The sequence below is a fragment of the Streptomyces sp. M41 genome (assembly GCF_043673425.1).
In the GTDB taxonomy this organism is placed as follows: domain Bacteria; phylum Actinomycetota; class Actinomycetes; order Streptomycetales; family Streptomycetaceae; genus Streptomyces.
In genome coordinates, this window is sequence record NZ_JBIMKE010000032.1 from 1 (window position 1) to 13,395 (window position 13,395).

The following is a 13,395-nucleotide window of genomic DNA, read 5'->3' on the forward strand; positions in this document are numbered from 1 at the left end:
GGGTCTGCGCCCGGTGCGGCGAGAGTGCGTGCATGGCGTCGCACGGCAGGCGGGAATTTGACGACAGGGCCTAGGCCGCTGGTTTCGATCCCCAGACGGTGAGCATGCCGGCTGACAGTGCGGCGCACTCCTCGGAGTCCAGGTACGCGACGGCTCCGTCGACGGCCGTGTCGTCGACCAGGCCGGTGGCGAGCATCGCCGCTCTGCTGCGCTGCCAGGTGTCCGCCCAGAAGCGGCTGATGGGGCTGCCCGGCAGCAGCGGCGGCACATGGATCTCGGCGGCGACTCGCGTCAGGCCCGCCGCGCGCAGCAAGTGCGGATAGGACGGGACCCAGGAGACATCCGTGCCGATCGTGTTCCGCAGGCCCTGCCACATCGCCGTCATCACGGTGGTGTACGGCGTGCCGGGCGCGCTGTCGCTCGTGAGATCGACCGCGTCGCTGAGTACCAGCACACCGCCGGGCGCCAGGTGTTCGGCCAGGGCCGCGATCAAGCGCTCGGGCTCGGGCAGGTGCATGAGTACGAAGCGGGCGTGGACGAGCTGGAACTGGCCGGTGGTGAAGTGCGGGTCGGTGATGTCGGCCTGCAGCACCGTGAGTCCGGATGTGGCCCGCTCCCTGAGGAAACGCACGTCGCGGTCCACGGCCAGCACGCTCTCCGCCCCCGCCTGCTCCAGCAGCTTGCGGGACACCGTGCCCGTGCCGGCCCCCACGTCCAGGCAGTGCCACCCCGGGCCGGCGCCGAGGGCGTGCAGCCGCGCCATGGTGATGTCGTCGTAGGTGAGGGCACCGAAGTCGATGCGCTCGGCCTCCCCCGCCTGCTCGGGCCGGAAGACGGCCTCGCCGTAGCCGCCACCGTCGGACGCGCCGCCGCGCGAAGGGGCGGTCATGTCGCCGCGGCTCGAGCGTCGATCTCCCGCCAGAAGGCGTCGACGCGTGAGTTGAAGGTGTCCGGGGACTCCTGGAACGGCTGGTGGGCCTCGCCTGCCATGACCTCGAAGCGGGCGCCGGGGACGGCGTCGGCCACCTCCTGGCCGAAGCGCGGCGGCGTGGTGATGTCCCGTTCACCGGCCAGCACGAGGGTAGGCGCGGTGATGGTGTGCAGCCGGTCGAGGGTGTCGTGCCCCATGAACGCCTCCAGTTGACGCTGGAACGCCTCGACGGACTGCGGGTGCGGGAAGGCCAGTGTCTCGTCGATGATCCGCTGTACCGTGCCCTCGTTGTGGGCCCGCGGGGTGTAGATCCACAGAAAGAACGCCTCCAGCATGGCGCGCTCGTCGGGTGCCCGGGTCGCCATCCAGTTCCAGGCGCGGGCCATGGTCGTGAAGTAGGCGTCCGGTCGGGCCCAGGTGCTGACGAGGACGAGGCTGCGCAGGACGTCCGGGTGACGCAGCGCCAGTTCCTGCGCGATCGCGCTGCCTCCCGAGAATCCGGCGACATGCGCTCTGCCGATGTCCAGTGCCCGGAGCAGGTCTGCCACGTCTTCGGCCATCATGGGCACGGTCAAGGGGTCGTCGGGCAAGCGCGTGCGTCCTGAGCCGCGGTTGTCGAAGGCAGTGATGCGGTACCGGTCCGACAGGCCGTCCAGCTGCGCCTGCCACGCCTCGACGGGGTCGCTCAGCCCGGCGATCAGCACGACGTCGGGGCCTTGACCGCGGCGTTCGGTCCAGATCGTGGTTCCGCCGGCTTCAACGTATTCACCCACGGCTACACCTCCTGGCCCATCGTCCCCCCTCCGCGCTTGTGATCGAAGGCAGCCGCGCCGAACGCACCTCGCGACGCTCTACGCCACCGGCCCGCCCCCGCCCCCGGGTGAGCCGTGTCTCACCACGGCATGGTTGCTATGCAACGAGGTGCATAGCAGGATCGTGTGCATGGCGCTCGAGCACGCGATCATCGTCTCCCTGCTGGAGAAGCCGGGCTCCGGCTATGAGCTGGCCCGGCGGTTCGAGCGGTCCATCGGGTACTTCTGGACGGCCACCCATCAGCAGATCTACCGCGTACTCAAGCGCATGGAGAGCGACGGCTGGGTCGACGTCCGGGACGTCCCGCAGTACGGGCGGCCGGACAAGAAGGAGTACTCCGTCGCCGGGCCCGGGCGGGACGCGCTCTCCGCGTGGCTGCACGAACCGACCGAACCCGAGAGTGTGCGCCACGACCTGGCGGTAAAGGTCCGCGGCGCGGCCTTCGACGACCCGGCCGCCCTGATCAGCGAGGTCGAGCGACACCGGCAGGCGCACGAAAATCGCCTGGCCCACTACCTCGCGGGCGAGACCCGAGACTTCGGGGAACTCCCGGCAAACGCCGCGCTCGACGCCGAACGGGAGCTCCAGCACGTCGTGCTGCGCGGTGGCATCGCCTACGAGCGGATGATGATCGCCTGGCTCGACGACGTCCTCGCCACCCTCGCCGGCTTCGACGCCGATGGCTCGACGGAACCGAACTGACCGGCCGAGCAGGCCCTCCGGGACGACCGTACCCGGACCCACCCTCACCCCTCCCAGCCGAAAGGCGGCACTCATGGCCGACGCGTTGCTCTTCAACCCGCGGACGTACGACCCCGCGCACTTCGACCCGGAGACCCGCAGGCTGCTGCGCGCCACCGTCGACTGGTTCGAGGAGCGGGGCAAGCGCCGGCTGATCGAGGACTACCGGACCCGCGCCTGGCTCGGCGACTTCCTCGCCTTCGCCGCCAAGGAGGGGCTCTTCGCGACCTTCCTCACCCCCGGCTCCGCCGCCGGAGAGGGCGAGGGCGACAAGCGCTGGGACACCGCCCGCATAGCCGCCCTCAACGAGATCCTCGGCTTCTACGGCCTCGACTACTGGTACGCCTGGCAGGTCACCATCCTCGGCCTCGGCCCCGTCTGGCAGAGCGACAACCCCGCCGCCCGGGCCCGCGCGGCCGAACTGCTGTCCCAGGGCGAGGTGTTCGCCTTCGGACTCTCCGAGAAGGCCCACGGCGCAGACATCTACTCCACCGACATGCTCCTGGAGCCCGACGGCAAGGGCGGCTTCCGGGCCACCGGCTCCAAGTACTACATCGGCAACGGCAACGCCGCCGGGCTCGTCTCCGTCTTCGGCCGCCGTACCGACGTCGAGGGCCCCGACGGCTACGTCTTCTTCGCCGCCGACAGCCGCCACCAGGCGTACCACCTGGTCAAGAACGTCGTCGACTCTTCGAAGTACGTCAGCGAGTTCCGCCTCGAGCACTACCCCGTGGCCGCCGAAGACGTCCTGCACACCGGCCGCGCCGCCTTCGACGCCGCCCTCAACACGGTCAACGTCGGCAAGTTCAACCTGTGCACCGCCTCGATCGGCATCTGCGAGCACGCGATGTACGAGGCCGTCACCCACGCGCAGAACCGCATCCTGTACGGCCGCCCGGTCACCGCCTTCCCGCACGTCCGGCGCGAGTTGACCGACGCCTACGTCCGGCTCGTCGGCATGAAGCTGTTCAGCGACCGCGCCGTCGACTACTTCCGCACCGCGGGCCCCGACGACCGCCGCTACCTCCTCTTCAACCCGATGACGAAGATGAAGGTGACCACCGAGGGCGAGAAGGTCATCGACCTGATGTGGGACGTCATCGCCGCGAAGGGCTTCGAGAAGGACAACTACTTCGCCCAGGCCGCCGTCGAGATCCGCGGCCTGCCGAAGCTGGAGGGCACCGTCCATGTCAACCTGGCGCTGATCCTCAAGTTCATGCGCAATCACCTCCTCGACCCGGCCGCGTACGAGCCCGTCCCGACCCGCCTGGACGCCGCCGACGACGACTTCCTCTTCCGGCAGGGGCCGGCCCGTGGCCTCGGCTCGGTGCGCTTCCACGACTGGCGGCCGGCCTTCGAGGCGTACGGCCACCTGTCCAACGTCGCCCGCTTCCGCGAACAGGCCGACGCGCTCTGCGAGTTCGTGCGTACGGCGGCTCCCGGCGAGGAGCAGAGCCGGGATCTCGACCTGCTCCTCGCCGTCGGTCAGCTCTTCGCGCTGGTCGTCCACGGCCAACTGGTCCTGGAGCAGGCAGCCCTGACGGGTCTCGACGAGGACGTGCTGGACGAGTTGTTCGCCATCCTCGTGCGGGACTTCTCCGCGCACGCCGTCGAGTTGCACGGCAAGGATTCCGCGACCGAGGAGCAGCAGCTCTGGGCGCTCGGCGCGGTCCGGCGCCCGGTGGTCGACGGAGGGCGTTCGCAGCGCGTCTGGCAGCGCGTCGAGGCCCTGTCGGGGGCGTACGAGATGATGCCCTGAGGCTCGACGCGACCTCGGACCGCCTCGGGTGACTGGGCGCGCCGGCACGACACTGCCGGCGCGCCCGCGCGCTCGGCGCCCACCCGGCCCCGCCACCGCGGGCACCTGTGCTGGTCCAGGCAATCGGAGCGGTACTCCCGGCGGCGCCGGCGGTCGCACTCAGCCCGTTTCCGCTGATCGGCTGCGTCCTCATCCTCGCGGGCCGGCACAGGCACCGCAACGGCCCGCTCTTCGCCGCCGGGTGGGTCGCCGGGCTCGCCCTCGTGGCCACCCTGATCGTGGTTCTCTTCGGCGGAGCCGACGACCCCCACAGCCCGTCGTCCGCGACGGCCGACTGGGGAGGGGTCTTCGCCGGCGCGGCCCTCATCGTGCTCGGCGTGCGCAAGTGGTACCGGCGCCCGCGCGACGCCGATTCGGACGGCATGACGGACACAACGCCCCGTTGGATGGCGCATCATCGCCGTCGCCGCATTCGTAGTCGTCGGCTCCTGCACCGTCCTCGGCGCCGTCGTCCTGCACCTCACCGGCGGACAGCGCGCAGTGTCGTTCCTGGACAGCACCAGGCGATTCATGGTCTCCAACAGCACCGTCAGCGCGACGAAACGTATCGTCTTGCCAAAGCCTCCGTCATGCCGTACCGTCCTCCGCATGGGTTCCCTGTGAAAAGACCGGCGCCGACGGCGTAGAGCACCGCTCCGCCATCGCCGCGCCCCGCCGTGCCCTCTCATCCACCCGATCCGGCCCGGGCCGAAGCCCGCGGTCAGGAGGGACCCACTCTTGCACTGCTCACAAGTCGCCCTTCACCACGTCACCAAGTGCTATCCCGGCCACACCGTCCTCGACCAGGTCTCGTTCGCCCTCAAGCCGGGCGAGAAGGCCGGGCTCATAGGTGACAACGGCTCCGGCAAGTCCACCCTGCTGCGGCTCATCGCGGGCCAGGAACGCCCGGACTGCGGCGAGTTGACCGTGACCGCGGCCGACGGCATCGGCTACCTGCCGCAGACGATCCCCCTGCCCCCGACCGCCACCGTCCAGGAGGCCGTGGACCTTGCCCTCGCGGATCTGCGCACTCTGGAGGCGGAGCTGCGCCGGGCCGAGCAGGCACTCGGGGACGGCGCGGACGCGTCGGCACTCGCCGCATACGCCGCCCTCCTCGAACGCTACGAAGCGCGCGAGGGCTACGACGCCGATCATCGCGTCGGCCTCGCCCTGCACCATCTCGGCCTGCCCGCACTTGCCCGCGACCGACGACTCGGCACCCTCTCCGGCGGCGAACGCTCCCGGCTGGCCCTGGCCGCCGTCCTCGCCGGCCGCCCTCAGCTGCTGCTCCTGGACGAGCCGACGAACGACCTGGACGACCAGGCAGTTCAGTGGCTGGAGGAGCAGCTGCGGGCCCACCGCGGCACAGTGCTCGCCGTCACCCACGACCGCGTCTTCCTGGAGCGCCTGACCTCCACAGTCCTGGAGGTCGAGGCGGGCAAGGTCACGCGGTACGGAGACGGCTACGCCGGCTATCGCACCGCCAAGGCCGCGGAACGCCGCAACCGGCTCCAGGAGTACCAGGAATGGCGCGCTGAACTCGCCCGCAACGAGCGGCTGGCGGCCGGTCACGCGGCCCGCCTCGACGGCATCCCGCGCAAGACCCCGCTGGCCAACTTCGGTCACGGCGGCTTCCGGGCCCGCGGCAGGGCGCACGGCGCGATGGCCCGTATCCGCAACGCGCGTGAGCGGGTCGGCCGGCTCACCGCGAACCCGGTGACGCCGCCACCGGAGCCGCTGACCTTCACCGCCCGCGTCGGCACGGCGGCGGACGGCACAGAGGTGTCGACGGCGCGGGTTCCCGCCGTACAGCTGTCGGATGTACGCGTAGGACACCGCCTTCACCTGGACTCCCTCACCCTGGGCGCTTCCGGCCGGCTGCTGGTCACCGGCCCCAACGGTGCGGGCAAGACCACGCTGCTGAAGCTGCTCGCGGGTGAGTTGCGGCCCGACGAGGGCTCGGTGCGGGTGCCGGGCCGCGTGGGCCATCTGCGCCAGGACGAGACGCCATGGCCGCCGGGCCTGACGGTGGCGGAGGCGTTCACGCTGGGCCGCGTGGGCTCCGCCGACGAACACGCCGACGCCCTGCTGGCCCTCGGCCTCTTCCGGCCGGCGGAACTCCGGCTCCGCATCGGGGAGCTGTCGTACGGTCAGCTCCGTCGCGTGGACCTGGCGCGGCTGGTCTGTGAACCCGCCGACCTCCTGCTGCTCGACGAGCCGACGAACCACCTCTCCCCCGCGCTGGTCGAAGAACTCCAGGCCGCGCTGGCCCACTACCCGGGCGCGATCGTCCTGGTCACGCATGATCGCGCATTGCGGACACAGTTCCGGGGCGAGCACCTGCACCTGCACCTGAACCCGCACCCGCACCCGCACCCGCACCTGTCGGACACGGCCCCGGCCGATCACCGTTGAGCGCCGTCGGTCACATCCGGTCCGCTGGGCACCGTTGATCCGCGTTCCGCACTGTCGAGCGATGTGATCACCCGATCGTGAGTTCCTCTGCTGTCGCGCCCGCTCTGCCCCGATGCTCGAGGCACGGCGCGTGACCGGCGCCGCTGGATGTCTGTGGGGTGGGGAGGACCATGACACGAGAATCGGGACGGCCGGCCGGCCTGGACCAGCAGGCGGTACTGCTCGTGGCCGGGCTGGCCGATGTGGCGGTGAGCACGCTGGGCTCGGCCGTGGGGACGCTGCGGGGGCTGCTGCGCCGCTCGGACTCCGCGGAGCTGGCAGCGCAGGCCGAGAGCGAGCTGCTGGCGCGTGGGCGCCTGGTGCTGGACCGGTACGCTGCCGTACCCCCGGCCCACCTGGAGATCCTCGCCCGGCACGCACTGGCGCGGAAGGGCGCCGATGACGTCTGACCGGTGGGAGCCTGCCGCGTTCAAGTCCCGCATCGACGAGGTGCTGCGGCAGTTCGTCGCCCAGGAGGCCGATCGGTTCGCCGAGATCGACCCGCTCCTGACGCCGGTGGCCGAGCAGGTGGAGGCGGCGGTCGCGGACGGCAAGCGGCTGCGGGCGGCCTTCTGTTACTGGGGCTGGCGTGCGGTGGGGCAGCCGGACAGTGACGCGTTGGTGCGGGCCGCGGCCTCGATGGAGCTGGTGCACGCCGCCGCCGTCGTGCACGACGATCTCATCGACGACAGCCCGCTGCGGCACGGGCGCCCCACAGCGCACATCGCGCTGCGGGGTGCCCTGCGGCGCCGTCCGCGCGCCGACGCCACTGCCAGGTCACTGGCGATGCTGGTCGGGGACCTGCTCATGGCACTGGCCGGGGAGTTGTTCGCCACCAGCGGTCTGCCCGCCGCATACCTCGCCCGGGCTCGCCCCCTGTGGTCGGTGATGGCCCGCGAGCTGATCGCGGGCGAGTGTCTGGAGATCCTGCGCACCGGGGCCGGTCCGGACACCGCCGCGTCCTTGAAGGTGATCCGCTACAAGACCGCCAAGTACACCGTCGAGCAACCGCTGCTGATCGGTGGCGCCCTGGCCGGGGCAGGCGCGCGGCTGCGCGAGGGCTACTGCGCCTACGGGCTGCCGCTGGGCGAGGCCTTTCAGCTGCGGGACGACCTGCTCGGGCTGTTCGGAGAGCCGGCACACACCGGCAAGGCCAACTCCGACGACGTGCGAGGTCACCGGCCCACGGCCCTGCTGGCGGAGACCTGGCGTCTCGCCGATGACGCAGACCGCGAACGCCTGCGCGCCCTGCTGGGCCGGCGCCGCCCCGACGCGCACGCGCTGGAAGCCGTACGCGATGTGATGCGCCGGCTGAAGGCACCCGATCGCATCGAGCACATGATCAGCGCACGCGTCCATGAGGCACTCGGCGCTCTGCACGAGCTGGCCGTGCCGGCGCATGCCGCGAGCGCCTTGACCGCGCTGGCGCAGTCCGCGGCGGACCGCAGGTCCTGAACCGGCGCCCCCCGTCGGCGCGAGCGCGCCGGCCCCGCCGTCGGCCCCCGCGCCGGTGGGCGACAGTCCCGAAGAAGCAAGGAGCCCCGCCATGACCTGCACCGAGGCGTCCATGGGCGCCCTACGGTCCGTCGGCGACGAACTGGCCGACGCCACCGTCGCCGCCCTTTTCGACAGCGGCCAGGTAGGCACGTTCAACACCCTGATGCGCTACGTCTCCACCGCCGGAGCCCCGCTGCCGGACGGGCTGCCCGATGTCGCCCGGGAGTATCTGGAGGCCACCCGCGTCCCGCCGTCCTGGGTGGACTGGGCGGAGATGGAGAAGGCCCGGCTGTTCTTCATCGACAACAACGTGCACATCTCCACCGCGCTCTCCTTCGCCTCCATGCCCGCCTGCTACCTCGTCCCCCACGTGGCGCAGCTGCTGTCGGCCACCCACGGACTGAAGTACCCCTCCAAACGCATGGCGGAGACGGGCCAGTTCACGGTCTACCTGATGCAGCCCGACGCCTTCGAGGCCGGCAGCCGCTTCATCCCGGCAGCCCAGAAGGTACGGCTCCTGCACGCCTCCATCCGCCATCACCTCGAGCGGGAGAACCGGTGGGACACCGCCGCGCTGGGCACGCCGATCTGCCAGGAGGACATGATCGGCGGGCAGATGTTCTTCTCCATGCTCGTCCTGGACAGCCTGCACCGTCTCGGCATCCACATGTCACAGGAAGGCGCCGAAGCGTACTACTACGCGTGGCGCGTCGTCGGCGCCATGCTCGGCGTCGACCAGGACGCCGTTCCCAAAACCCTGGAGGAGGCGCGCGCCTTCCTGGATCTGTACATGATTCGGCACATGGGGCCCTCCGAGGAGGGCACGCACCTCACCCGTCAGCTCATCGACCTCTACGAGGAGGTGGTGCCCGGCACCTTCTTCGATCCGATCGTCTCCGCCCTCATCCGCCACCTCATCGGCGACACCAGCGCCGACTGGCTCGGCGTGCCGCAGACCCGATGGGACACCGTCGTCAAGACCGTGCCCCATCTCCTCGGCATCCTCGAAACCATCGAAGACCGTTCCCCGTTCGGCGCCTGGGCCCTGGACCGCCTCGGCCACCTCACCACCGTCCTCGAACTGTCCTCCCTCACTCGCGGACGCGTCATGCACTACGCCATCCCCGAACAGCTCAAGCGGGAATACGGCGTCTCCGGTGACGTGCCGCGCAACCACCGATGGAATCCCCCGGCCGCCACGGTCTCCTGACACATCGCCTTTTGTCATACGGGGCGGTGGAGCCCTGCGTGTTTCGTAGCCATGCGGCATGCGGTGCGCGACCATACGGACGCCGACCGTGATGATTTCGAGCAGGTCGGCGCCATGGCCAGAAAGCAGAAGGATTCACGGCGACAGGAAGAAGGTCGGGCATGTCCGGCAGCGAAAGCGAGAACCCAGCAATCCCCTCCCCGACTCCCGCGGCAACTCGGCCCAGGACGAACCGGGACTGGTGGCCGAATCAGCTTGACCTTCAGATTCTCCATCAGCACTCGTCCCGTTCCAATCCGATGGACGAGGACTTCGACTATGCGAAGGAGTTCGCGACCCTCGACGTCGACGCGCTGAAGCAGGACGTCTTCGAGGTCATGACGACCTCCCAGGACTGGTGGCCTGCCGACTACGGTCACTACGGGCCGCTCTTCATCCGGATGAGCTGGCATGCCGCGGGCACGTACCGCATCGCGGACGGCCGCGGCGGGGGCGGCAGCGGGGCACAGCGCTTCGCCCCCCTCAACAGCTGGCCGGACAACGCGAGCCTGGACAAAGCACGCCGGCTTCTGTGGCCGGTCAAACTGAAGTACGGCCAGAAGATCTCCTGGGCCGATCTGCTGGTCTTCGCCGGCAACTGCGCCATGGAATCGATGGGGTTCAAGACATTCGGGTTCGGCTTCGGGCGTGAGGACATCTGGGAGCCCGAGGAGATTTTCTGGGGTCCCGAGGACACCTGGCTCGGAGATGAGCGGTACACCGGCGACCGGGAACTCACGGGCCCGTTCGGGGCCGTCCAGATGGGACTGATCTACGTCAATCCCGAGGGGCCCAACGGCACCCCGGATCCGATTGCCGCCGCCAGGGACATTCGCGAGACATTCGGACGCATGGCGATGAATGACGAGGAGACGGTCGCGCTCATCGTCGGTGGCCACACCTTCGGCAAGTGTCATGGTGCGGTCGACCCGTCGTACATCGGCCCGGAACCCGAGGCGGCCCCCATCGAGCAGCAAGGTCTCGGTTGGCGGAACACGTACGGCAGCGGCGCCGGGGGCGACGCGCTCACCAGTGGGCTCGAGGGCGCATGGACGTCCGAGCCGATCCGGTGGGACAACGGCTACCTGGACAACCTGTTCGGGTACGACTGGGAGCTGACGACGAGCCCCGCCGGCGCCAAGCAGTGGACTCCCAAGGATCCCTCGGCCCAGGGCACTGTGCCCGACGCTCATGATCCGTCGAAGCGGCACGCTCCCATGATGCTGACGACGGACCTCGCGCTGAAGCTGGATCCGGTGTACGGGCCGATCGCGAAGAGCTTCCACGAGAACCCGGAGAAACTGGCGGAAGGGTTCGCCAAAGCCTGGTACAAGCTGTTGCACCGTGACATGGGGCCCCTTTCGCGGTACCTGGGCCCGTGGGTCGCGGAGCCACAGCTGTGGCAGGACCCCGTACCCGCGGTCGATCACGAGCTGGTCGGGGACGCGGACATCGCCGCCCTGAAGAGCAGGATCCTCGGCTCGGGACTGTCCGTCTCCCAGCTGGCCTCGACCGCTTGGGCGTCCGCGGCGAGCTTCCGCGGTACCGACAAGCGCGGCGGCGCCAACGGCGCGAGGATCCGGCTCGCACCGCAGCGGGACTGGGAGGTCAATGCCGTCCCCGAAGTGACCGAGACGTTGCGGACCCTGGAACAGATCCACCAGGACTTCAACGCCTCACAGACGGGTGGCACGAGGGTGTCACTCGCCGACCTCATCGTCCTGGGCGGGTGTGCGGCCGTCGAGCAGGCCGCGAAGAACGCCGGGCACGACATCACGGTGCCGTTCGCACCGGGGCGCACGGATGCCTCGCAGGAGCAGACCGACGTGCAGTCGTTCGCCGTGCTCGAGCCCCGGGCGGACGGGTTCCGCAACTACCTCCGGGCGGGTGAGAAGTTGTCGCCGGAGACGCTCCTGCTGGACCGCGCCAACCTGCTGACGCTGACCGCTCCGGAGATGACGGTTCTGCTCGGGGGCATGCGCTCTCTGAACGCCGGCTTCAAGCAATCGCCGCACGGTGTCTTCACGAACCGGCCGGAGGCGCTGACCGGCGACTTCTTCGTCAATCTGCTCGACTCGGCCACGGAGTGGAAGGCTTCGGACTCGGACGAGAACGTCTTCGAAGGCCGGGATCGCGCCACGGGCAAGGTCAGGTGGACCGCCACCGCCGTCGATCTCATCTTCGGTTCGCACTCCCAGCTCCGGGCTGTCTCGGAGGTCTACGCGTCCAGGGACGCGGGAGGCAAGCTCGTCCGGGACTTCGTGGCCGCGTGGGTCAAGGTGATGAACCTCGACCGGTTCGACCTCTCCTGAGTCCGTCGCCACGGGCTCGGCCCATGCGAGGACGTTGTCGGCACGTCTGGTCCGACCCACGACCGGCCGGGCGGCGACGTCCTCGCCGGCGTCCGTGGCCGGCAACGTACTCGGCCCGGATCAACAGGGAATCCGCAGCCGGAAGAGCGCCCCTCCCCCGGACGCGTGCTCGGCCGTCAGCTCGGCCTCGTGAGCGAGGGCGATCTGGCGAGCCATGGCCAGTCCCAGGCCGGAGCCGGGCAGGGCACGGGCGGTGCGAGCGCGGTAGAAGCGGTCGAACACGTGGGGGAGGTCTTCGTCGGCGATGCCGGGCCCGTGATCGCGGATGGTCAGGTCCAGGGCGCCCGGGGCGGCGGTGAGGGTGATTTCGACGGGCCGGCCGGGCGGGCTGAACTTGGCGGCGTTGTCCAGCAGGCTCGACAGCAGCCGGGAGAGCCGGGCCGGCACACCGGCGACCGTGGCGGTGTGCACCTCGGGGTCGGCCGCGAGCTCGAAGGGCACGGCCGGCCAGTGGTCGCGGGCCGCGTCGACGGCGTGCCTCACCACATCCGCGAGACGTACGTCCTCGATCAGCGGGTCCGGTTCCTCGTCCCGGGCCAGTTCGATGAGGTCGTTGACCAGGCGGGTCACCTCGCGCAGCTGGCGGGCGAGGGCGGTCGCCGCCCGGTCGCGCTGGGCGTCGGTGAGGCGGGAGGCCCTGGTGAGCAGTTCGGTGTTGGTGCGCAGAGCGGTCAGCGGAGTGCGCAGTTCGTGGGAGGCGTCGGCGACCAGACGGCGTTGAGCGGTGACGGATTTCTCCAGCTCGTCGAGCATGGTGTTGAAGGAGGCCGCGAGGCGGGTGATCTCGTCGTCCTGGCCACGGCGTTCCGGTGGCAGCTCGATGCGGTGCCGGGCGTCGCGCGTGGCGGCGATGCGCTCGGCGGTGGCCGTGAGCCGGGTGACCGGTGCCAGGCCCGTGCGGGAGACCCAGGAGCCGAGCACTCCGGCCACCAGCACGCCTGCCCCGCCCATGACAGCGAGCAGTACGGCGGCCTGCCGGACCCCTCGGTCGACGGTGTCGGCACGTACGGCGACCTGGATGGCGCGGCCTTCGTCCAGCGGCGTGGTGAGCATCCTGGCGCTGTGGCCCGCCAGTCGCACCCCGCTGTAGTAGGGCCCGTGGGTGCCGGAGGCGACTTCGCGGGTGGTGTCGGTGACGGGCAGCAGGTACGGCTGCGCCGGGTCGTCGGCGGGCCGCGCGGGCACCAGCTGGGCGCAGGCCGGGGCGGCCAGGAAGCGGCACTGGCCCTGCACGACGCCGGGCGGCTCCAGCCGGTACTGCTGGGCGGCGAGCCGCGCCGACTGCGTCAGGTGCAGTTCGAGCTGGTGGACCAGTTGGTGACGGATGATCAGGAACGCCGCCGCGCACAGTCCTACGGCGACGGCCGCCACCGCCAGGGAAGCGGTCACGGTGAGGCGGGTGCGCAGGGGGCGGCGGCGCAGCCAGCGGGCGTGCCGGCGGCGGCCGTCTCGTCGCGGCTCGGGCCGCGAGCGGTGTCGTCGTGGTGCGGTCATGGCGGGTCGTGCGGTCATGGCAGGTCCTGCCGGTCGTCGTGGTGCG

Annotated in this window: 11 protein-coding genes; 8 read left to right on the plus strand and 3 right to left on the minus strand. The window is 70.6% G+C overall.

What is annotated here, in order from left to right; genetic code table 11:
* Nucleotides 1–70: 70 nt before the first annotated feature.
* Together ACHBTE_RS29700 and ACHBTE_RS29705 are read right to left on the minus strand one after the other, a co-directional pair.
* Nucleotides 71–889 carry a class I SAM-dependent methyltransferase gene (locus ACHBTE_RS29700; protein ID WP_394727645.1) on the minus strand — a complete coding sequence of 273 codons (819 nt, stop codon included), beginning with the start codon at nt 887–889 and terminating at the stop codon, nt 71–73.
* Complete coding sequence (locus tag ACHBTE_RS29705) at nt 886–1,704, minus strand: alpha/beta fold hydrolase (protein ID WP_394727647.1); 819 nt, start codon at nt 1,702–1,704, stop codon at nt 886–888. The genes ACHBTE_RS29700 and ACHBTE_RS29705 overlap by 4 nt, the downstream gene beginning before the upstream one ends.
* 169 nt (nt 1,705–1,873) lie before the next feature.
* Here ACHBTE_RS29705 and ACHBTE_RS29710 point away from each other — a divergent pair, with 169 nt between their 5' ends.
* The 8 genes from ACHBTE_RS29710 to katG all read left to right on the plus strand — a co-directional run bounded on the left by ACHBTE_RS29710 (nt 1,874) and on the right by katG (nt 11,795).
* Complete coding sequence (locus ACHBTE_RS29710) at nt 1,874–2,446, plus strand: PadR family transcriptional regulator (protein ID WP_394727649.1); 573 nt, start codon at nt 1,874–1,876, stop codon at nt 2,444–2,446.
* A 73-nt stretch (nt 2,447–2,519) separates the two neighbouring features.
* Nucleotides 2,520–4,244, plus strand: coding sequence for an acyl-CoA dehydrogenase family protein (locus ACHBTE_RS29715; protein WP_394727651.1), 1,725 nt, complete (start codon nt 2,520–2,522; stop codon nt 4,242–4,244).
* A gap of 107 nt (nt 4,245–4,351) precedes the next feature.
* Nucleotides 4,352–4,930 (plus strand): GAP family protein, encoded by a 579-nt coding sequence (locus ACHBTE_RS29720; RefSeq protein WP_394727653.1) that lies wholly within the window; start codon nt 4,352–4,354, stop codon nt 4,928–4,930.
* Between the two features lie 91 nt (nt 4,931–5,021).
* Nucleotides 5,022–6,698, plus strand: coding sequence for a TlrC/CarA/OleB/SrmB family ABC-F type ribosomal protection protein (locus tag ACHBTE_RS29725; protein WP_394727655.1), 1,677 nt, complete (start codon nt 5,022–5,024; stop codon nt 6,696–6,698).
* Between the two features lie 170 nt (nt 6,699–6,868).
* Nucleotides 6,869–7,147, plus strand: coding sequence for a polyprenyl synthetase (locus ACHBTE_RS29730; protein WP_394727657.1), 279 nt, complete (start codon nt 6,869–6,871; stop codon nt 7,145–7,147).
* The gene (locus ACHBTE_RS29735) at nt 7,137–8,192 is read left to right on the plus strand and encodes a polyprenyl synthetase family protein (protein WP_394727659.1); all 1,056 of its coding nucleotides are present in this window, start codon (nt 7,137–7,139) and stop codon (nt 8,190–8,192) included. Before ACHBTE_RS29730 ends, ACHBTE_RS29735 begins: the two co-directional genes overlap by 11 nt.
* A gap of 91 nt (nt 8,193–8,283) precedes the next feature.
* Nucleotides 8,284–9,444, plus strand: a complete 1,161-nt coding sequence (locus ACHBTE_RS29740) for an oxygenase MpaB family protein (protein WP_394727661.1) — start codon at nt 8,284–8,286, stop codon at nt 9,442–9,444.
* A gap of 161 nt (nt 9,445–9,605) precedes the next feature.
* The gene (gene katG, locus ACHBTE_RS29745) at nt 9,606–11,795 is read left to right on the plus strand and encodes a catalase/peroxidase HPI (RefSeq protein ID WP_394727663.1); all 2,190 of its coding nucleotides are present in this window, start codon (nt 9,606–9,608) and stop codon (nt 11,793–11,795) included.
* A gap of 120 nt (nt 11,796–11,915) precedes the next feature.
* On the opposite strand, the gene ACHBTE_RS29750 is transcribed toward katG, so the two are convergent.
* Nucleotides 11,916–13,349, minus strand: a complete 1,434-nt coding sequence (locus ACHBTE_RS29750; protein WP_394727809.1) for a sensor histidine kinase — start codon at nt 13,347–13,349, stop codon at nt 11,916–11,918.
* Between the last annotated feature and the right edge of the window lie 46 nt (nt 13,350–13,395).

Excerpts from the sequence above, each read along its gene's own strand:
- ACHBTE_RS29735 (WP_394727659.1), top strand. The coding sequence starts at position 7,137 with ATGACGTCTGACCGGTGGGAGCCTGCCGCGTTCAAGTCCCGCATCGAC.
- ACHBTE_RS29710 (WP_394727649.1), top strand. The coding sequence starts at position 1,874 with ATGGCGCTCGAGCACGCGATCATCGTCTCCCTGCTGGAGAAGCCGGGC.
- ACHBTE_RS29750 (WP_394727809.1), bottom strand. The coding sequence starts at position 13,349 with ATGACCGCACCACGACGACACCGCTCGCGGCCCGAGCCGCGACGAGAC.
- ACHBTE_RS29730 (WP_394727657.1), top strand. The coding sequence starts at position 6,869 with ATGACACGAGAATCGGGACGGCCGGCCGGCCTGGACCAGCAGGCGGTA.
- ACHBTE_RS29700 (WP_394727645.1), bottom strand. The coding sequence starts at position 889 with ATGACCGCCCCTTCGCGCGGCGGCGCGTCCGACGGTGGCGGCTACGGC.
- ACHBTE_RS29740 (WP_394727661.1), top strand. The coding sequence starts at position 8,284 with ATGACCTGCACCGAGGCGTCCATGGGCGCCCTACGGTCCGTCGGCGAC.
- ACHBTE_RS29715 (WP_394727651.1), top strand. The coding sequence starts at position 2,520 with ATGGCCGACGCGTTGCTCTTCAACCCGCGGACGTACGACCCCGCGCAC.
- katG (WP_394727663.1), top strand. The coding sequence starts at position 9,606 with ATGTCCGGCAGCGAAAGCGAGAACCCAGCAATCCCCTCCCCGACTCCC.